This window comes from Lentzea aerocolonigenes (genome assembly GCF_000955955.1).
GTDB lineage: Bacteria > Actinomycetota > Actinomycetes > Mycobacteriales > Pseudonocardiaceae > Lentzea > Lentzea aerocolonigenes_A.
The window spans coordinates 1-19,334 of record NZ_JYJG01000440.1; the positions used below are offsets into that span (position 1 = coordinate 1).

A 19,334-nucleotide genomic window follows, 5' to 3' on the forward strand; every position below is an offset into this window, starting at 1 on the left:
CGACCACCGCATGGCGCGTGAGCGCCCGGCCAACGAGCGCCAACCCACGCAAGCCAACCACCGCACGGCGCGTGAGCGCCCACCTCGGGCGCCCACCCACAAACCACAACTACTTCTTGGCCACCAGCGTCAGCACGTCATACCGAGCGACCGACTCGCCCTTCTGGTTCGTGACGTCCGCGTCCCACCGGACCTCGCCGTACTCCTGGTCCTCCCGAGGCGTGATCTGCTTGACCGTCAACGTCACCGTCAGCTGATCCCCCGGGAACGTGGGCGTGACGAACCGCAGGTTCTCCAGCCCGTAGTTCGCGAGCACCGGCCCTGGCTCAGGCGAGACGAACAACCCGGCCGCGAAGGAAACCACCAGGTACCCGTGCGCGACCCGCCCGCCGAAGAACGGGTTGGCCGCGGCGGCTTCCTCGTCCATGTGCGCGTAGAACGTGTCTCCGGTGAACGAGGCGAAGTGCTCGATGTCCTCCAGCGTCACCTCGCGCGGGCCGGCCACCACCGTGTCGCCGAGCCGCAGGTCGGCGAGCGTCTTGCGGAACGGGTGGACGGACTCCTGGTTGCGCGGCGCTCCGGTGACCCAGCGGTTCGTGATGGCGGACAGCGCGCGTGGGCTGCCCTGCACGGCCGTGCGCTGCATGTGGTGCAGCACGCCGCGCATGCCGCCCATCTCCTCGCCGCCGCCTGCCCGGCCGGGGCCGCCGTGCACGAGCATCGGCAGCGGCGACCCGTGCCCGGTCGACTCGCCCGCGTCCTCGCGGTCCAGCACCAGTAGACGGCCGTGCCACGGCGCCACGCCGATCACGACGTCGCGCACGAAGTCGGTGTCCGCGGAGACGATCGACCCGACCAGCGAGCCGGAACCCCTGGCAGCCAACGTCACCGCGTCGTCCACCGAGTCATAGGGCATCAAGGTCGACACCGGGCCGAACGCCTCGACTTCGTGCGGCTGCACGGCATCAGCGCCAGCGCGCAACAACATCGGCGACATGAACGCGCCGCGCTCAGCGTCGGCGTCCACAAGGGACAGAGCGCCGTCGCCGTAGACCACCGAAGCGCCCTCCTGCAACGCCTTCAGCGACCGGCGGACCTCCTCGCGCTGTTCGAGACCGGCCAGCGCGCCCATCTTCACCGACTTGTCGGCCGGGTTGCCGATCACGACCTCGGCCAGCCGGGCGGCGGTCGCCTCGGCCACCGCGTCCATCAGGGACGCGGGCACCAGCGCGCGCCGGATCGCCGTGCACTTCTGGCCGGCCTTGGTCGTCATCTCCGTGACCAGCTGCCCCACGAACAGGTCGAACTCCGGCGTGCCGGCCACGGCATCAGGCCCGAGGATCGAGCAGTTCAGCGAGTCGGCCTCGGCGTTGAAGCGCACGGAGGACCGGATCACGGCCTGGTGCGTGCGGAGGTGCTGAGCAGTGGAAGCAGAGCCCGTGAACCCGACCAGGTCCTGCGGGGTCAGGTGGTCCAGAAGGTCACCCGCCGAACCGCAGACCAGCTGCAACGAGCCCTCGGGCAGCAGACCGGAGGCGAGCATCAGCTCGACCAGCTTCTCGGTCACGTACGCCGTCTGCGAGGCCGGCTTGATCAGCGACGGCACACCGGCGATGAAGGCGGGCGCGAACTTCTCCAGCGGCCCCCACATCGGGAAGTTGTAGGCGTTGATCTGCACGGCGACACCACGCAGCGGCGTGCAGATGTGCTGACCGACGAACGTGCCGCCGCGGCCCAGCGGCTCGACGGCGCCGTCGACGAAGACCTTGTCGTTCGGCAGCTCGCGCTTCGCCTTGGACGCGTAGCCGAGCAGTACGCCGAAGCCGCCGTCGATGTCGATCCACGAGTCGGAGCGAGTCGCGCCGGAGCGCGCGGACAGCGCGTACAGCTCGGCCTTGTGCTCCTTCAAATAGAGCCCGAGAGCCTTCAGCAGCTGAGCACGCTGGTGGAACGTGAGCTCGCGCAACGCCGGACCGCCCACCGAGCGGCCGTACGCCAGTGCAGCCCCCATGTCGATGCCCGCGGACGAGATCCGCGCGATCTCCTCGCCGGTGACCGCGTCGTGCAACGGCGCGCCCTCCACCGAAGGCGTGTGCCATCCACCGGAGACGTAGCTGCGCAGCAAGCTCATCGAGCCAACCCTTCCCAACAAGGGCCGCTGGATCCGCAGCGACCCACCCACCAGCAACGTATCAGCCGCCACCGACTACGCCGGACCCGAGAAAGTTCCGTACCCCCCTGCTGGCACCGGTCAGCGTCGCGCACGCCCAACCGAACGCCCCTGCGGCCACCTATCTGGGGGACACCGTTCCCGCGAACCTCGGCGACGTCTCCCCCACGTTCGCCGGCGGTCAGACGGGTGCATCGTGGTGCCCTGCTGAGCGACGAAGACGCGGCGGAGGCCGCCGGTCATGGCACCAGGTCTACTCGCCGGGGACGACGATGCCCATCTCGTAGGCCGCGACGATCGCCTGGGCCCGGTCGCGCACGCCGAGCTTGGCGAAGACCCTGCTCACGTGCGTCTTGGCGGTCTGCTCGACGATCACCAGCGCGGACGCGATCTCGGAGTTCGACAGGCCGCGCGCGACCAGGCGCAGCACCTTCAGCTCCTGCGCGGTGAGCTGGTCGGCCCGCGAGGGCACGGACGGCTTGCGCGCGGCGAACTCGGCGACCAGGCGGCGCGTCACGGCCGGGGCGTACAGCGCGTTGCCCGCCGCGACCACGCGCACGGCGTTGACCAGGTCTTCCAGCGGCGCGTCCTTCAAAAGGAACCCGCTGGCGCCGACCCTCAACGCGCCGTAGACGTACTCGTCGATGTCGAAGGTCGTCAGCATGAGGACTCGCACGTCCAGAGACGGGTCCGCGAGGATCTGCCGAGCGGCCTCCAGACCGTCCATGATCGGCATGCGGACGTCCATCAGCACGACGTCAGGGCGGTCGCGGATGGCGGCGTGCACGGCGTCCGCGCCGTTGCTCGCCTCGCCGACCACCGTGATGTCGGGCTGTGCGGCGAGCACGGCGCGAAAACTCTGCCGGACCATCGTCTGGTCATCGACGATCAGCACCCGCGTGTCCAACTCATCCCCCGTTCAACGGCAGCGTGACCGCCACGACGAACCCACCGGCGTCCCCCGGCCCCGCGCGGAACGTGCCCCTCAGTGCGGCGACCCGTTCCCGCATCCCCAGCAAGCCGTGTTTCGGCCGATCGTCCGGCGGCGGACCCTCGACCGCGCTGTTGGCGACCATCAGCGAAAGCTCGGAGGAAACCGAGATTCGAACGTCCACAGTGGAGCCGGGAGCGTGCCGGACGGCGTTGCTCAACGCCTCCTGCGCGATGCGGTACGCGGACAGCGCCACCCCGGAAGGAACACCGAGAACGTCACCGGAGATCTCCAGCGACACCACGACTCCCGCACCCCGCAACCGATCGACCAGCTCGGCGATCTGCTCCACCCGCGGCTGCGGCGCGGTCTCCACCTCACCGGCCGAATTGCGCAGCACACCCAGCAGCCGCCTCATCTCCGTCAGGCCCTCACGAGCCGTCTCCTGCATCTCCGCGAACTCCACCACGAGCTCCGGCGGCAGCGAAAACCGGTACCGCGCACTCCCAGCACGCAAAGCCAGGACCGACATGTGGTGCGCTACAACGTCATGCAGCTCCCTGGCGATGACCGCGCGCTCCTCCAGCGTCGCGGCCCGCGTCTCCTCTTCTTCCAGCCGCCGCCGCTGCTCGACGCGTTCGGCCTCGGCGATGCGCCGCAACCGCATCGCGTTGCCGAGCACGAGCACGCCGCCCACGACGACGCCGGCCAGGAAGATGTCCTTGGAACCGAGCAGGTGCGACAGCCACACCGCGACCAGGGACCAGACGAACACCCACACCAGCACGGCCTGGCGATAGCTCTGCGCCACCACGAGCAACACCACCGTGCAGCCGATGATCGTGCCCGGCGGCCACGGCCAGCCCCACAGGTCGGTGAGTCCCCTGAAGACCATCGGCGACAGCACCAGCAACACCGCCGCGGACCTCCACGCCCACAGCGGGTGCACCAGCGTCAGCAGCACCACGGCCACGCTGAGCCAGGTGATCCACAACCCCGGAAACGTCGACAGGGCGTGCACCAGCGGCAGTGGTTCCAGCACGAGGTTGAACACCAGGACAACGAGCGCCGCGCCCAAGGTGAGCACCAGTCGCAGCCGCCGCCTCGCCGGCGACGGCGGCGTCCTGACCAGCCTGTTCGCCCGGAACAGCGTGGACACACCGACGGAGAAGAACGACTTCATCGATGCCACCCGTCCCCCGCTCCCACGCGCGAACGTACCTCAACTCCCCATCGGCCGCGTGCCCACCACACCGCACCACCGGCCAACGCCGCCAGCACGTACAGGTTGTCCAGCAACACGTTGCCCGACGCCGACCACATCGTGAACCCGAGGAACACCGCCCAGACGAGCCCCAGCGCCAGCCGGGACCCACGAGACACCAGCAACCCCACCAGCGGCACCACCCACACCCAGTGGTGCGACCAAGAGATCGGGCTGACCAGCACCCCGCACCCAGCCGTGACCAGCATCGCGACCACCGGCTCGCCCCGCAGGAAAGCCCGCCGGGCCGACACCGCCGCAGCCACCGCACAGACCACGCTCAGCACCACGACGAGCACCGGAGCCCCGCCGGTCAGTCGTTGCACCGCACCGGAGAACGACTGGTTGGTGAGGTAGCCGTTGCCCGTCGAGGCGTTGTTGCCGGTGAAGATCGCCGACCCCCAGTACCGCAGCGAGTCACCCGGCAGCAGCAGGAACCCGAGCACCTGCAACCCCAGGAACGTCCCCAGCGCCCGCCCTGCCTCCCGGAACCGGCCGGTCACCACCAGGTGCAGCACGAAGATCAACGGCGTCAGCTTCACCGCCGCCGCGACCCCGGTCAGGACACCGGACCACCGGGAGTTGTCGCGCAGCAGGTCGAACACGACCATCGCCATCAGCAGCACGTTGATCTGCCCGAACCCGATCGTCCGCCACACCGGTTCCAGGCTGAACACCAGCAGGAACAACACGGGCGGACCAGAAGTCCACCGCAACACCGCGGCCACCCCGAGCACCGACACCGCCGCGAACAACGCCCACGCCATCTGCACCGGCACGAACGCCAGCGGCGCGAACAGCACGGCCGCGACCGGCGGATACGTGAACGGCAGATCCAACGACCAGGACGGAATCGCCGTCAGCCGGTCGTACAAGGCCTCACCGTGCAACACCGCCACCGCACCGGCCCGGTACACGGTGCTGTCGAGGCCGATGTGCAGGCCGGCGAGCCAGCCCACCAGTCCGATGAGGAGGAACGCGACCGCGACAACCGCTGGGGCAGAACGGGTTTTGAGCACACGAAAACGCTAGGAAATCGCGCCCGCGAAATCGTCGTACCGCAGCGCCCACTCCGTGCACTACCGCCGTAGCCGAAACCGCCGTGTACTACCGGGGTAGCACGCGGAACAATTCGGTGCAGTGCGAGATGAACGCCTCCGCCCGGCGCGTGAGCGGTCCCCCGGCAGCCCACCCCAGCACGACCGGAGTGGTGGGCACGGAGTCCCGCAACGGCAAGGTGAGCACCTCCAGCCCTTCGTAGGACTGGGAGAGCACCGGTTGCTGCACCGTCATGGAGTAGCCGATCCCCCGCGCCACCAACGACCGGGCGAGCTCGAAGCTGCGGGCCCGGTGCGTGACGACCATGTCCACGCCGGCAGCCTCGAACACGGACCGGAAATAACGTTCGCTCGGCGGGACGTCCAGCAGCACGAACGGGTCGGCGGCCAGTTCCCGCAACGAGACCGCACGCCGCCGGCGCAACCGGTGCGACGCGGGCAGCAGCACCTTCGGCTCCTGGTCGTACAGCGTGTGGACGGCGATCCCCGGCTGCACGTCCTGGTCGTAGAGGAACGCGATCTCGCACCGCCCGGCGAGCAGATCCTCCTGGATCTCCGGCAGGCTCCCCTCCACGAACCGCACCGACACCGACGGGTGCTCGCGCTCGAACGTCGCGATCGCCGCGGGCAGGTGGAACGGCGCTATCGGCGCGTAGCACCCGACCATCAGCACGCCGCTGACCTGCAGACTCAGCCCGCGCGCCTCCACTCCGAGATCGCCCATCGCCGCGATGACCCGGCGAGCGTCGGCGAGGACCTGAGTGCCCGCCGCCGTCAAAGAAGCACCCCGGCGCGGCGACCGGACGACCAGCCGCAGATCCAGCGCGCCCTCCAACTCGCTCAACGCCAGCGAGATCGCCGACTGCGAGACGTGACAACGCGCGGCAGCACTGGTCAACGACCCGGTCTCCGCCACCGCGATCAGGTACTCGAGCTGCCGCACGGTCACGTTGGGCAGATTCATCAGCCGAGCTTATAACTCGCGCAAGAAACTTGAGCTGGTCAGAAGAGTGCGACCAGCGGCATCGTACGAACCGTGACCCGAGCGCACCGCCACCCGTTCATCCCGTACACGCCCGCAAGACTGCCGATCGAGGAAAGCCTCAAGAACGGCAAGGCTTTCCACCAACGGCTCGACGGACGCCGTTCGGTGCGCTGGTTCTCGCCGGACCCGGTCCCGGTAGAAGCGATCGAGCTGGCCGTCCAAGCCGCGAACACGGCCCCGAGCGGCGCCCACCAGCAGCCGTGGCGGTTCGTCGCCACGCAGAACCCCGACCTCAAACAGCAGATCCGCGAGGCAGCCGAACAAGAGGAACGCCGCTTCTACCACGAGCGAGACGTCCCGGACTGGCACGAGGCACTGGCACACCTGGAAACGGACGCCACCAAGGAGTTCCTGACGACAGCACCGTGGCTCGTGATCGCCTTCGCGCAGAAACAGCAGAACGGCAAGAAGACCTACTACACCAACGAAAGCGTCGGCATCGCGTGCGGCTTCTTCATCGCGGCACTGCATCACATGGGCCTCGCGACACTGACGCACACGCCGAACCCGATGACGTTCCTCAGCGACCTGCTCGGCCGCCCTGGCGAACGCCCGTACATCCTCTTCCCGGTCGGCTACCCTGCCGACGACTGCGAGGTCCCGGACCTGCACCGCAAGCCGCTCGACGAAGCCCTCACACTTGCCTGATACTCCACACGTGGACGAACTGCGCACGCTGCTCGCCAAACACGCCAGACCGGACATGACCACGTCGATCGAGGACGTTCTGGTCTCCAAGACCACGAAAACCGGCCCGCCGACGCCGTCCATGACCGGCACGATCCTCGCGTTCGTCGCCCAAGGCCGCAAACGCATCGCACTGGGCGAGCGCGTCTACGACTACCAGGCCGGCCAGTACCTGGTGGCCTCGATCGACATGCCGATCACCGGCAACTACGTCGACATCAGCCCAGCGGAACCAGCGCTCGGCATCGGCCTGGTCCTCAAGCCCGAAAGGGTCGCCGAACTCCTGCTCCAGCACGACCTCCCGAAAACCCAGGGCACCCCGGAAGGCCTCGCCGTCAGCACCGCCTCTCCGGAGCTGATCGACGCCGTCACCAGGCTCGCCAGACTCCTGGAGCACCCCGAAGACGCGAAGGCCCTCGCCCCGCTCATCAAGCAGGAGATCCTCTGGCGCGTCATGACCAGCGAACAAGGCGGGGTGATCCGCCAGTTCGGCACGCAGGACAGCAGCCTCAGCCACATCGCGAAAGCCGTCAGCTGGATCCGCGAGAACTTCGCCGAGTCGTTCAAGGTCGAGAACGTCGCCCGCCTCGCGGGCATGAGCGAGTCGGCGTTCTACCGCAACTTCCAGGCCGTCACGGCGATGAGCCCGATCCAGTTCCAGAAGCAGATCCGCCTTCAGGAAGCACGACTTCTGCTCGCCACCACCAGAGACGTCACCAGCGTCAGCCACCAGGTCGGCTACGACAGCCCGTCGCAGTTCAGCCGCGAGTACCGCAGGCAGTTCGGCCTGCCACCGAGCCGCGACGCCGTGCTCAGCCCGCAACCTGCTCTCTGACCTTCAGGTACACCGCGCGCACTTCCAGCGTCCGCTCGACCTTCTCCAGCACCGGCGCGAAGAACCGCTGCCGGTGCTCGGCGTCGCTCATCGAGATCACCGAGAAGTACATGCTGCCGAACGCGGCGAACAGCGTGGCGTTGCGCAACATCGCCGACGGCAGCCCGAGCCACCCGATCCTCGGCTTGTCCCCGATCCACTGCGCGGCGATCTCGGGCGTCACCACGATCAGGCCCAGCACCACGAAGAACGCGAACAGCCCGAACCCGACCACGGCGGCCTGCACGAGCTGCCTGATGGCGAGCATCACCAGCAGGTTGCGCAGCTGCCGTCCGTTCAACCGCTTGGGCGGCAACGATTCGGTGATCTCCACACCGGACAGCGGTGTGCCCTTGCACGCGCCGATCAGGATCTCCGGCCGCAGATCCTGTTCCACCCGCCCGATCTCGTCGCGCAACCGGGCAGCGGCGGCCAGCACCGTGATCGAGGCGAACAGCAGCACGATCAGCGACATCCGCGGCCACTCCAGCTTGTTCATCGCCTGCCACAGCTCGCCGGTGAAGAACAAGAACAGCGTCACGAACAACATCGGCGGCAACGCCCGGCCGAGCAGCGCCACGCTGTTGCGCAAATCGGCGATCACGTGCCGGATCGCGGCCTTCAGCAGTGCGCCCAAGCCGTAGGTGGTGGCCAGCATCGTCGCCACGAACACCAACCCGAAGAACACCACGAACCACACGAGCACGAGCCACTCGTTGTCGATCTCGGGCGCACCGGGCGTGGTGATCTCGTCGTCGACGACGATCTGCAGCACGGGCACGATGATGGGCATCGCCGCGTACACACTCAACAGCACGATGGTCGTCCGGCGCGAAAAACTGGGCAGACGACGGACGAACGCCGACAACAGGATCCACGCGGACACCATCACCGCGACGACCATGCCGAGCAGCACCCACTTCGACAGCCCGGTGGAGCGCAGCAGCACCAGCCACGCCAGGCTGCCGACCGCCACGAACGCGAGCGCCGGCAGCATCCGCGGCAGCACGTGCGACCGGAAGCCGTAGCCCTCGATCATGGTCGGCGCACCCTGCCGGACGAACCACTGCTCAGTCCGCCGCACCACCACCGAGGCATCCACGGCGAGGATCATGCCTCACCGTTCGAACAACCGCGCCATCACGCTGAAGTAGTGCGTCGGCGCAATTCGGGCCAATGCGTCGAACACGTAGGCATCCGGCCCGACCAGGATCCGCGCCTTACCTCGTTCGACCCCGCGGTGGATGATCTCGGCGGCCTTGTCCGGGGTGGTCAGCGCGACCTTGTCGAAGTCAGCGGCCATCTGCTCGTGCGACCGGCCGCGCCCGTCCGGGTCGCTGTGGATGCGGCCGTTGCGGACGATGTTGGTCTTGATGCCGCCGGGGTGCACGGTGACCGCCGAGACGCCGGTGCCGCGCAGCTCCTGCCGCAACGAGTCGGTGAACCCGCGGACGGCGAACTTCGCGGAGCAGTACGCGCTGTTGTTCGGCATCCCGACCAGCCCGTACACGCTGGAGGTGTTCACGATGACGCCGTAGTTCTGCTTCACCAGCTGCGGCAGGAACGCCCGCGTCCCGTTCACCACACCCCAGTAGTTGATGTCGAAGAGCCAGGAGTCGTCCTCGGGCACGGCGTTCTGCACGCTCGTGGCGATCGCGACGCCCGCGTTGTTGAACACGGCGGCGATCGGCAGGTCCAGCCAGTCCTTGACCTCCGCGGCGAACCGGTGCACGTCGTCCGCGTCCCGCACGTCCAGCACCCGGCTGAGCACCGGGCCGTGCAGCGACTTGGCGGTCTCCTCCAGTCCTTCGGAGTTGACGTCGGCGATGACCACCGGCGAGCCGTGCTGTGAGAGTCGCTGGGCGAGGCTGCGGCCGATTCCCGAGGCGGCCCCGGTGATCACGGCCGGGCGACCGGCGATCTTGCGCACCATGCGTCTGCTCCCTGTCGTCGTGGGAGCCTCACGTTTCCAGTGATCGCTCCGGCACGCCAGACTCGATCAGTTTCAACCGCCCGTTCGCCAGGTCGGGATGTCCGTGAGCACCGCTTCCGCCCCCAGCCCCGCGAACTGGTCCACCGCCGGCGACAGCACGACCACCGCCCGGTCGTGCTCGCCGAGCTTGTGGTGCACATAGCCCAACGTCCGCAGCGCATACGCCTCGCCGTCGATGTCCCCCAGCACCCGCAACCGGTGCAGCGCCTTCCTCGCGTGCTCGTGGCCGAGAAGAAATCCCCGTTCAACGTCTTCTCGGGCCTGGTGCAACGCGAGCGCGGCCGCCAGATCACGTTGCGCACCACCGTGATCACCCAGCACAGCGTGGCCAACGGTTTCCGCGCCAGACCACCGAGCAGCTCCTCCGCCGCGCGCACGTCCACGTCCGGTCCACAGTGGACACCGAGCAGCCGGAACAACGTCGCCGCCTCGCCGGTCAACGCGTGGTACGACGCCGAGAACACCGCGTGGAGCCCCGCCTGCTCGTCCACCAGGGCGCGCAGCGGAAAGCCCGGATTCGCCAACGCCCGCGCCGCCACCGCTCGTTCCGCCGACCCTCGCCGACCTCAGCCGCGCAGCTCGGGAAACTCGTCGTCCCGCCACTCTCCCGTGCCGTCGATGCCCTTTTCCTCCCGTGTGCGCAGATCGACCCGCCGGATCTTGCCCGACACGGTCTTGGGCAGCTCGTAGAACTCCAGCCGCCGGATCCGCTGGAACGGCGCCAGGTTCTCGCGCGCGTGCTTCAGGATCGCCAACGCCGTGTCCCGGTTCGGCTCCCAGCCCGCGCTCAACGCGACGTACGCCTTCGCGACCGCCAGCCGCAGCGGGTCCGGAGCCGGGACGACCGCGGCCTCGGTGACGGCCGGGTGCTCGATCAGCACGCTCTCCAGCTCGAACGGCGAGATCTTGTAGTCCGACGCCTTGAACACGTCGTCGGTCCGCCCGATGTAGAACAGGTAGCCGTCCTCATCGCGGCTCGCGATGTCGCCCGTGTGGTAGTAACCGCCGGCCATCGCCTCGGCGTTGCGCTCGTCATCCCCGTGATAGCCGACCATCAACGACATCGGCCGCTCGCGAAGATCAATGCAGATCTCGCCTTCCTGGGCCGGCTCCCCGCTGATCGGATCGACGAGCACCACCGGAACGCCCTGCAGCGGCGTGCCCATCGAGCCGAGCTTCACCGGCGCGCCGGGCACGTTGCCCACGGACAGCGTCGTCTCGGTCTGCCCGAACCCGTCCCTCAGCGTGAGCCCCCACTGCTGCCGGACCTGCTCGATCACCTCGGGGTTCAACGGCTCACCGGCGGCCACGACCTCCCGCAACGAACCGGGTCCGCCGCTCAGATCGGCCTTGATCAGCATCCGCCACACCGTCGGCGGCGCGCAGAACGTGGTGACGCCCTTGTCCCGGATCTGGCCGAGCAACGCGGCCGCGTCGAACCGGCCGTAGTTGTAGACGAAGATCGTCGCTTCGGCGATCCACGGCGCGAAGAAGCAGCTCCACGCGTGCTTGGCCCAGCCGGGCGAGCTGATGTTGAGGTGCACGTCGCCGGGCTTGATGCCGATCCAGCGCATCGTCGTCAGGTGGCCGACCGGGTACGAGGCCTGGGTGTGCTCGACGAGCTTGGGGCGGCTGGTCGTGCCGGACGTGAAGTACAGCAGCAGCCGGTCGCCGGCCTTGGTCTTCGGGTGCGGCAACGGTCCGTCGGGCGCCTCGGCGGTCTCCGCGTAGTCGAGCCAGCCCTCAGCACCGCCCACGGCGATCAGCACCGGGCTGAGGTCGTCCTCGCCGAACTTCGAGGCGTCCTCGGTGCGCGCGATGACGTGCCGGACGTTGCCTCGCGCCAGGCGGTCCTGAATGTCGGCGGGTCCCAGCGCGGTCGTCGTCGGCATGATCACCGCGCCGAGCTTCATCACCGCGAGCATCGACTCCCACAGCTCGACCTGGTTGCCCAGCATGATCATCACGCTGTCGCCCCTGCCGACCCCGTGCCAGGCGAGCCAGCGAGCGACCCGGTTCGACCGTTTCCGCAGTTCGTCGAACGTGTAGGCGCGCTCGGAGCCGTCCTGCTCGACGATGTGCAACGCGGTGCCGGCGTTGCCCTCGGCGATGAAGTCGAACCAGTCGTGCGCCCAGTTGAAGCTGCTCTCGAAGCTCGGCCAGGCGAACGACGCCGGGTCGCTGAGCATCAGGTCGCGGGCCGCGCGGTAGGTGTCGTGACTGGACATTTCACAGAGGGTGGAGAGGCCGGGGGCGCCGGTATACCCCCGAACGAGGGTGCACCCCTTTTCGAGGGTGCGCTCGTCGGCGAAACTGCTGAACGTGCTGCCAGACCGTTTCCAGGCATTACTGCCGCAGCGCCTGGACATGCTCCGCCGTGCCACCGGGTTGCCCGTCGTGTTCGGCGGCGCCGTCACGCCTGCCCGTGACCTGTTGCTGACCAGCTTCTTCGGCACACACGGCACGTCGTTGCACGGACTGCGCGTCGGCACCGGGCGCGGGCTGGGCGGCACGGCGATCGCGATGGGCACGGCGGTGCGCGTCAACGACTACGCCTCGACCCGCGCGATCACCCACGAGTTCGACCAGATGGTGGTCGTGAACGAACGCCTGACCTCGGTGTTCGCCTACCCGGTCACGGTTCGCGGCACGGTGCACGGCGTGCTCTACGGGGCCGTGCGCGGCCAGACGACAGTCGGTGACCGGTCGATCAGGATGGCCGGCGCCATCGCCCAAGGCTTCGCACAGGACCTGGACATGCCTTCACTTCAGACCCAAGCAGCCCTGCGCGAACTGGCCGAGGTCGCGCGTCTGGTCGGCGATCCGGCGTTGCGCGAACGGTTGCGCCGCGTCCACCAGGATCTCGGTGGCGAGGCACCGGTCACCGTCCCGAGCGGACTGACCCCGCGCGAACTCGATACGCTCCGGCTGGCCGCGGTGGGTGCGTCGAACCGGGAGATCGCCGCCGAGCTCGGGCTCAGCACCGAAACCGTCAAGGCCTACCTCCGGGGCGCGATGCGCAAGCTGGGGGTGCACAACAGAACCGCCGCCGTCCACGCGGCGAGGTCGACGGGAGCGCTCTAGAGATGTCGTTGTTCGAGAAGGCCGTGATCGGCGCCGACCGCCTGCTGTACAAGCTGACCGGCGGCAAGGTCATGACCGTCTCCATGAGCAGGCAGACGGGGCTCACCTTGATCACCGTGGGCGCGAAGTCCGGTGAGCAGCGGCTGAACCAGGTCCAGTACGTGGCCGACGGGTCGTCGATGCTCGTGGTGGGCTCGAACTGGGGCAAGCCGCACCACCCGGCGTGGACCGCGAACCTGCTGAAGACCCCGGACGTCCAGGTGAACGTCCGGGGTTCCGTGCGCGAGGTGCACGCGTCGTTGCTGGAAGGTGCCGAGCGCGAGGCCGCCTGGCAGAAGATGGTGGCGGCCTGGCCTGCGTTCGAGGACTACGTGGCCAAGTCAGGCGGTCGCGAGCTGCGGGTCTTCCGCCTGACTCCGCGCTGACTCCCAGGCGAGCCAGACACAGCCCGCGGCGAGCAGCACGCCGTGCGCGATCCGTGCGGCGGGCGGGGTGAAGAACTGCGGCAGGAACAACGCGAACCCGGCGGCGAACAGGATCGCCGCGGTGGTGCGGAGTTCGAGCGCGACCATGATCCCCGCGACGCCCATCGTGACGAGCCCGACGACGAAGGTCGTTACGGCGACCGGGTTGTAGCGGATGGCTTCGGCGAGCTCGACGATGTTCGGCTGCGCGGCGAGCTCGTGCAGGCCGAAGTCCTCGGCGCCGTAGTACGGCAGCGTGAGGCCGGCGCCGCCCCAGAACGTGATCGCGGCCGTGCGGTGGATCTGCAGCAACGCGATGGGCACCAGGATGAAGCCGATCATCGCGAACAAGTGCGACGCGACCCACGCTGTGGACCCCATCGCGGCTTGTGCGCCTTGGGTTGTCGTTTCGTCCTCCCACGGCCTGAATGCCGGGTACAGCAGGAAAAGCAGGCCCGCGGCGGTGAGCGTCCACTTCATGATTGCCCCCTGAGATCGGTGAGATACATCCGGACGAGCTGGTCGTAGGTGTCGTCGAGTCCTTCCGGCAGGCCGAAGCCGCCACCGGACTCGATCGACGCGAAGCCGTGCACCAGCACCCGCAGCCGTCGCGTGGCGTGGACGGCTGCCGAACCCTCCAGGCCGTAGCCGCGCAGCGTCGCGAGCATGACCTCGATGAGCTTCATGCCCGCGGCCTGCTGCAGTTCGTCGTGCAACGGGTCCATCGGCATGGCCGCGTAGCGCTTCGGGTGTTGCCGGACGTACGCCCTGTACGCGTGCATGAGCGCCTCGACGGCTTTGTCGCCTGCGAGACCGAGCACGGTGTGGGTGAACCGGTCGGTCATCTCCTCCAGCACCCGCACGCCGACGTGTCCGCGCAACTCCGCGAGGCTCGCGACGTGCTTGTACAGCGACGGCGTGGCGACGCCGGTGCGAGCGGCGACGGCGGCGAGCGTCAGTCCCTCGACACCCTGCTCGTCGATCAGCTCCAGTGCGGCGTCCACGACCTTCACGGTGGTGAGACGTGGGCGAACAGCCATAGCTCAAAAGCTAATGCCATTAGCCTCGGTTCGTCAAGGCCAGACCAGTACCTGAATTTCCTTCACAACGGGTCTAGTTTGCGAGACATGAGGACCCTGCTGACCGCGCTGGCGACGCTGGCCGCCACCGTGGTGATTCCCGCCTCCCAGGCCACCGCGTTACCCGACGGACAGGCCCTGACCCCGCCGATGGGCTTCAACAACTGGAACTCGACCCACTGCCGGGCCGAGTTCAACGAGACGATGATCAAGGGCATCGCGGACCTCTTCGTCGCCCGCGGCCTGCGCGATGCCGGTTATCAGTACGTCAACATCGACGACTGCTGGGCGTTGCCGTCGCGCGCGTCGAACGGCGACCTGGTGCCCGACCCGGCCCGTTTTCCCAGCGGTGTCAAGGCCTTGGCCGACTACGTGCACTCCAAGGGCCTGAAGTTCGGCATCTACACCTCAGCCGGCACGAAGACCTGCGACACGCTCGGCTTCCCCGGCGGCCTGGGTCACGAGCAGCAGGACGCGAACCTGTTCGCCTCGTGGGGCGTCGACTACCTGAAGTACGACAACTGCAACAACCAGGGCGTGGACGCTCGCGCCCGCTACCGCGCGATGCACGACGCCCTGGTGCGCACCGGCCGCCCGATCGTGCTGTCGATCTGCGAGTGGGGCGAGAACCGGCCGTGGCTCTGGGCCGCCGGCACCGGGCACCTCTGGCGCACCACGGGCGACATCTCCGACAGCTGGTCGTCGATGCTGGGCATCTTCAAGCAGAACGCCGCGCTCGCGGGCTATGCGGGACCGGGCCGGTGGAACGACCCGGACATGCTCGAAGTCGGCAACGGCGGCATGACCGACACCGAGTACCGCAGCCACTTCTCGTTGTGGGCCATGATGGCCGCGCCGCTGCTGATCGGCTCCGACCTGCGCACGGCCACGCCCGCGACGTTGAGCATCCTCACCAACCGCGACCTGATCGCGGTCGACCAGGACGCTTTGGGCCGCGCAGGCCGTGTGGTGCGTGCTTCGGGTGGCGTTCACGTGTTGTCCCGTCCGCTGGCGAACGGTGATGTGGCCGTGGCGCTGTTCAACGAGAACGCCGCCGCTGCAACGATTTCGACCGATCTGCGCGAGGTCGGGCTCGGCGCGGGCACCTACTCGGTCCGCGACCTGTGGACTGGTTCCGTCGACACCACGGCGAGTTCGGTGTCGGCCCCGGTTCCCGGCCACGGCACGGTCGTCTACCGGTTGAGCAGGCTGTCGACGCCGTCCGCACCGCCCGCCGGGGTGACGCCGTTGTCCGACCTGGTCGAGCTGCGGGCGTCCAACGGCTGGGGCCCGTTCGAGCGCAACCTGACCAACGGCGAGCAGGGCCTCGGCGACGGCTCGGCCATCAAGGTGCAGGGCACCACGTTCCGCAAGGGTCTGGGCATGCACGCGTTCGGCGAGGTCGAGTACCTGCTGGGCCGCCGCTGCTCGACCGTCACCGCCCAGGTCGGCGTGGATGACGAGGTCGGCGACCGCGGCAGCGTGGTGTTCCAGATCTACGTGGACGGTGTGCTGCGGGCGGACAGCGGAGTCGTGACCGGGACGGTGGCCGCGAAGACGTTGCAGGCGAACGTGTCCGGCGCCGACCAGGTCCGGCTCGTGGTCACCGACGGCGGCGACGGCTTCGACTTCGACCACGCGGACTGGGCCGACGCCAAGGTGACCTGCTGAACCCGCTGGTCGAGGCCAAGATCAATTGAGAGCGCTCTCATCGTGACAAGAACGTGAAAAGGTTTACACGTTGACCGAGGGTCACGGCGTGACAACACTTCCGAACCACTGGGCGCACAACTAAATCCCGGAAAGGTCGGTTCGATGCAGCGACGCATCGGGACGGCCCTCGCTGCCGCCTTGATGGTGGCAGCGGGGATCACCGTCGCCACCACCACCCAAGCTCCCCCTGCCAATGCGGCGGTGACCTGGGCCGACGAGTTCAACGCCCCCGCCGGCACCGGTGTCGACGGGAGCAAGTGGCAAATGGAAGTCGGCAACAACAACGGCAACAACAAAGAGTTGCAGTGGTACAAGTCGGGCACCTCGAACGCGGTGCACGACGGCAACGGCAACCTCGTGATCACCGCCAAGCGCGAGAACCCCGGCCAGCAGTGCTGGAACGGGCCCTGCCAGTACACGTCCGCCCGCATCAACACCGCGGGCAAGTTCACCCAGACCTACGGCCGGTTCGAAGCGCGGATGAAGCTGCCGCGCGGCCAGGGCATCTGGCCGGCCTTCTGGATGCTGGGTGCCGACATCAACAGCGGCAACCCGTGGCCCGGTTCCGGCGAGATCGACATCATGGAGAACCTGGGCCACCAGACCAGCACCGTGTACGGCACGATCCACGGACCGGGCTACAGCGGCGCGGGCGGCAAGTCCCACGCCTACAACGGCCCGAACTTCGCGGACGGCTTCCACAACTTCGCCGTCGACTGGCGTCCCGGCGAGATCGTGTGGTCGGTGGACGGCAACGTCTACGCCCGCAACACCCCTACCGATGTCAACGGCAACCCGTGGGTGTTCAACAAGCCGTTCTTCATCATCATCAACCTCGCGGTCGGTGGTGAGTGGCCGGGCTACCCGGACGGCAGCACGCAGTTCCCGCAGCAGCTCGTGATCGACTGGGTGCGCGTCTCCAACGACAGCGGTCAGCCACCCGCCGGTGGCTCGGAGATCCGCGGCATCGGCGGCAAGTGCGTCGACGTGCCCTGGGCGAACACCGCCAACGGCACGCCCATCCAGATCACCGGGTGCAACGGCAACGCGGCCCAGAAGTGGAGCCGTCCCGGTGACGGCACCATCCGCTCGCTGGGCAAGTGCCTCGACGTCAACGGCGGCGGAACCGCGAACGGCACAGTGGTCCAACTCTGGGACTGCAACGGTTCTGCTGCCCAGCAGTGGGCCGTCAGCGGGGCACAGGACATCGTGAACCCGCAAGCCAACAAGTGCATGGACACCGTCGGAGGCTCCTCGGCCGACGGCACCAGACTCCACATCTGGGACTGCCTCGGCGTCGCCAGCCAGAAGTGGCAGGTATGAGGTTTCTCCTGGCCGGGTAGCGCATGCCCTGGCCGGGAGAATCACCGCGCTGGACGTTCGAACCCCTGCGGCGGAAGGGTTCGGCGTCCAGCGTTTCCTATGCCAGCAGCCTTGCCACCGCCCAGTCCTGCACCGCGACCCCGACCGACTTGAACACCGTCCGGCCCTCGCGCAACGGCGGATTCCCCAGCGCGGCACCGAGTTCGACGAGCGACTCCAGCCGCAGCACGCCACTCCGCACCGCCCGGATGATCTCCCCGGCCTCGCTCAACGCGGCCTCGACCTGGTCCACCACCACGACTTCCGCGGACTCGAGCAGCGCCTGCGGCAGCTCCCGCATCACCGGCCGGTACGAGCCGATCGCGTTGACGTGCACCCGTTCCTTCAAGGCGTCGCAGGAGAACAGCGGCACCGTCGACGCGGTCGCGCAGCACACGACGTCCGCGCCCTCGACCGCTTCCTCGGCGCCCGCAGCCACGTCCATCACGGTGTCCGGCAGCTCGTCCTTCAGACTGTCCAGCAACGCCTCGGCTTTCCGCGCGTTCCTGTTGAACACCACGAGCTTCTTCAACGGCCGCACCGCGTGCACGGCCCGCACCTGGTCCGCCGCCTGCGCGCCGGCCCCGAACAGGGCCAGGTGCGACGCGTCCTCGTCGGCCAGCAGATCCGTTGCCACACCGACGACAGCGCCCGTGCGCAGCGTCGTGAGCGGCACCGCGTCCGTGACGAACTGGCCGTCCGGGTGCGAGTAGACGATCGTGCCGGTGATCACCGGATCACGCTCGATCTCGATGCTGATCACCTTGACCGCCGTGGACCTCGTCGGCTTGTGGTGCACCGCCATCACGAGCGACCGGCTGTCGCTGAACGCCTGCCGCGGCGGCAGCTCGAACTCCCCTGCCGTCAGCCCGGCGAACGCTGCGCGGACGGCTTCGATCGCTGCGGGCATGGTCATGGTTCGGATGGTAACGACCGGGCCGCGGCCGGGGTCCGCGGCCCGGTCGGCTCATGAGCACTCGAGTTCCATCTCGTCGATGCGGACGTACCGCGTTTCGCTCTCCACACACACGAACATCTCTTTGCCACAAGGACCAGAAAGCACATTCCCGGCCATTCTGCGATATTCGGGTGCAACACCCCGCGCGGGCGGTAGCTTGGACTTCTTCCAAGCGCGAACCTGATTCCGTGAGATTTCGTTGGATGCCCCACGGGGGGCGGCCTCACGCCATCCACGACGAGCCGGCCAGGGGGCTGCCCGTCGAGACACTCTGCGGCGATCCTGTTGTGCCACAACAGGTCAGCCTCTGGCGTGACAAGAACGTGTGGCCGACGTGCTGGGACTGCGACGGCGTCTGGCGTGAGAGCGAGGGGATCCTGCCATGGCCGCGGAAATCCTGACGGAGGACTTGCTCCGCATATCTCTTCAACGGCTCTCGCGTGAGGTGGTGAAGACTTATCCACAGTTCGGGGAGATGCTCGCGCAAAACATGTTGCGCACGTGCGGGCTGATTCCCGACCTCAAACGCGCGGAGCACTATCGGGAACTGGGGACACTGCTCATCGACCTCGGCCGGTTGTACCTGGCCGAGGCCGACGCGCTCTCCACGGCCGAGACGACTTGAAGGGCTAGTGGCGTGGCCCGGAACGTT

The 19,334-nt window shown here is 68.2% G+C and carries 20 protein-coding genes; 8 read left to right on the forward strand and 12 right to left on the reverse strand.

Going from position 1 to position 19,334, the window contains the following annotated elements; all coding sequences use genetic code 11:
• Window positions 1-109 precede the first annotated feature (109 nt).
• The 5 genes from paaZ to UK23_RS42700 form a co-directional block, all read right to left on the reverse strand.
• A complete protein-coding gene (gene paaZ / locus UK23_RS42680) occupies window positions 110-2,131 on the reverse strand; it encodes a phenylacetic acid degradation bifunctional protein PaaZ (protein ID WP_045317532.1) in 2,022 nt (673 codons plus the stop codon).
• Between the two features lie 292 nt (window positions 2,132-2,423).
• Window positions 2,424-3,065, reverse strand: coding sequence for a response regulator (locus tag UK23_RS42685; RefSeq protein WP_269112339.1), 642 nt, complete (start codon window positions 3,063-3,065; stop codon window positions 2,424-2,426).
• Between the two features lie 13 nt (window positions 3,066-3,078).
• Window positions 3,079-4,284, reverse strand: coding sequence for a sensor histidine kinase (locus tag UK23_RS42690; protein WP_156213799.1), 1,206 nt, complete (start codon window positions 4,282-4,284; stop codon window positions 3,079-3,081).
• Window positions 4,281-5,384, reverse strand: coding sequence for a glycosyltransferase 87 family protein (locus tag UK23_RS42695; RefSeq protein WP_052685542.1), 1,104 nt, complete (start codon window positions 5,382-5,384; stop codon window positions 4,281-4,283). Before UK23_RS42695 ends, UK23_RS42690 begins: the two co-directional genes overlap by 4 nt.
• A gap of 88 nt (window positions 5,385-5,472) precedes the next feature.
• Entirely contained in the window at window positions 5,473-6,387 is a 915-nt protein-coding gene (locus UK23_RS42700) for a LysR family transcriptional regulator (RefSeq protein ID WP_045317533.1), read from the reverse strand.
• Between the two features lie 72 nt (window positions 6,388-6,459).
• Between UK23_RS42700 and UK23_RS42705 the strand changes: the two genes are divergently transcribed.
• Together UK23_RS42705 and UK23_RS42710 are read left to right on the forward strand one after the other, a co-directional pair.
• Window positions 6,460-7,116: a nitroreductase family protein gene (locus UK23_RS42705; RefSeq protein ID WP_045317534.1), complete on the forward strand. Its 657-nt coding sequence runs from the start codon at window positions 6,460-6,462 to the stop codon at window positions 7,114-7,116.
• Window positions 7,117-7,126: 10 nt separating this feature from the next.
• Window positions 7,127-7,990, forward strand: a complete 864-nt coding sequence (locus UK23_RS42710) for an AraC family transcriptional regulator (RefSeq protein ID WP_231114934.1) — start codon at window positions 7,127-7,129, stop codon at window positions 7,988-7,990.
• On the opposite strand, the gene UK23_RS42715 is transcribed toward UK23_RS42710, so the two are convergent.
• The 4 genes from UK23_RS42715 to UK23_RS42730 form a co-directional block, all read right to left on the reverse strand.
• On the reverse strand, window positions 7,968-9,143 hold the full coding sequence (locus UK23_RS42715; protein ID WP_045317535.1) for a hypothetical protein: 1,176 nt from the start codon (window positions 9,141-9,143) through the stop codon (window positions 7,968-7,970). The genes UK23_RS42710 and UK23_RS42715 overlap by 23 nt on opposite strands.
• 3 nt (window positions 9,144-9,146) lie before the next feature.
• Entirely contained in the window at window positions 9,147-9,962 is an 816-nt protein-coding gene (locus tag UK23_RS42720) for an SDR family NAD(P)-dependent oxidoreductase (RefSeq protein ID WP_045317536.1), read from the reverse strand.
• Between the two features lie 72 nt (window positions 9,963-10,034).
• Window positions 10,035-10,343, reverse strand: coding sequence for a hypothetical protein (locus UK23_RS42725; protein ID WP_045317537.1), 309 nt, complete (start codon window positions 10,341-10,343; stop codon window positions 10,035-10,037).
• 245 nt (window positions 10,344-10,588) lie between these two features.
• On the reverse strand, window positions 10,589-12,250 hold the full coding sequence (locus tag UK23_RS42730) for an AMP-binding protein (protein WP_045317538.1): 1,662 nt from the start codon (window positions 12,248-12,250) through the stop codon (window positions 10,589-10,591).
• A 94-nt stretch (window positions 12,251-12,344) separates the two neighbouring features.
• On the opposite strand from UK23_RS42730, the gene UK23_RS42735 reads away from it, so the two are divergent.
• Together UK23_RS42735 and UK23_RS42740 are read left to right on the forward strand one after the other, a co-directional pair.
• Entirely contained in the window at window positions 12,345-13,106 is a 762-nt protein-coding gene (locus tag UK23_RS42735) for a LuxR C-terminal-related transcriptional regulator (protein WP_156213800.1), read from the forward strand.
• A gap of 2 nt (window positions 13,107-13,108) precedes the next feature.
• Complete coding sequence (locus UK23_RS42740; RefSeq protein ID WP_045317539.1) at window positions 13,109-13,531, forward strand: nitroreductase family deazaflavin-dependent oxidoreductase; 423 nt, start codon at window positions 13,109-13,111, stop codon at window positions 13,529-13,531.
• Here the strand turns inward: UK23_RS42740 and UK23_RS42745 are convergent.
• On the reverse strand, window positions 13,487-14,050 hold the full coding sequence (locus UK23_RS42745; RefSeq protein ID WP_045317540.1) for a hypothetical protein: 564 nt from the start codon (window positions 14,048-14,050) through the stop codon (window positions 13,487-13,489). The two genes, UK23_RS42740 and UK23_RS42745, sit on opposite strands and share 45 nt — an antisense overlap.
• Window positions 14,047-14,610: a TetR/AcrR family transcriptional regulator gene (locus UK23_RS42750; protein WP_045317541.1), complete on the reverse strand. Its 564-nt coding sequence runs from the start codon at window positions 14,608-14,610 to the stop codon at window positions 14,047-14,049. The genes UK23_RS42745 and UK23_RS42750 overlap by 4 nt, the downstream gene beginning before the upstream one ends.
• An 87-nt stretch (window positions 14,611-14,697) precedes the next feature.
• Here UK23_RS42750 and UK23_RS42755 point away from each other — a divergent pair, with 87 nt between their 5' ends.
• Together UK23_RS42755 and UK23_RS42760 are read left to right on the forward strand one after the other, a co-directional pair.
• Window positions 14,698-16,320, forward strand: a complete 1,623-nt coding sequence (locus UK23_RS42755) for an NPCBM/NEW2 domain-containing protein (protein ID WP_045317542.1) — start codon at window positions 14,698-14,700, stop codon at window positions 16,318-16,320.
• A gap of 144 nt (window positions 16,321-16,464) precedes the next feature.
• Window positions 16,465-17,685: a glycoside hydrolase family 16 protein gene (locus UK23_RS42760; protein WP_045317543.1), complete on the forward strand. Its 1,221-nt coding sequence runs from the start codon at window positions 16,465-16,467 to the stop codon at window positions 17,683-17,685.
• Window positions 17,686-17,782: 97 nt separating this feature from the next.
• On the opposite strand, the gene UK23_RS42765 is transcribed toward UK23_RS42760, so the two are convergent.
• Entirely contained in the window at window positions 17,783-18,640 is an 858-nt protein-coding gene (locus UK23_RS42765) for an ornithine cyclodeaminase family protein (RefSeq protein ID WP_045317544.1), read from the reverse strand.
• 245 nt (window positions 18,641-18,885) lie between these two features.
• Here UK23_RS42765 and UK23_RS50910 point away from each other — a divergent pair, with 245 nt between their 5' ends.
• Both UK23_RS50910 and UK23_RS42770 read left to right on the forward strand, forming a co-directional pair.
• Complete coding sequence (locus UK23_RS50910) at window positions 18,886-19,083, forward strand: zinc finger protein (RefSeq protein WP_082115437.1); 198 nt, start codon at window positions 18,886-18,888, stop codon at window positions 19,081-19,083.
• Window positions 19,084-19,130: 47 nt separating this feature from the next.
• The gene (locus tag UK23_RS42770) at window positions 19,131-19,307 is read left to right on the forward strand and encodes a hypothetical protein (RefSeq protein ID WP_156213801.1); all 177 of its coding nucleotides are present in this window, start codon (window positions 19,131-19,133) and stop codon (window positions 19,305-19,307) included.
• The last annotated feature ends 27 nt before the right edge of the window (window positions 19,308-19,334 follow it).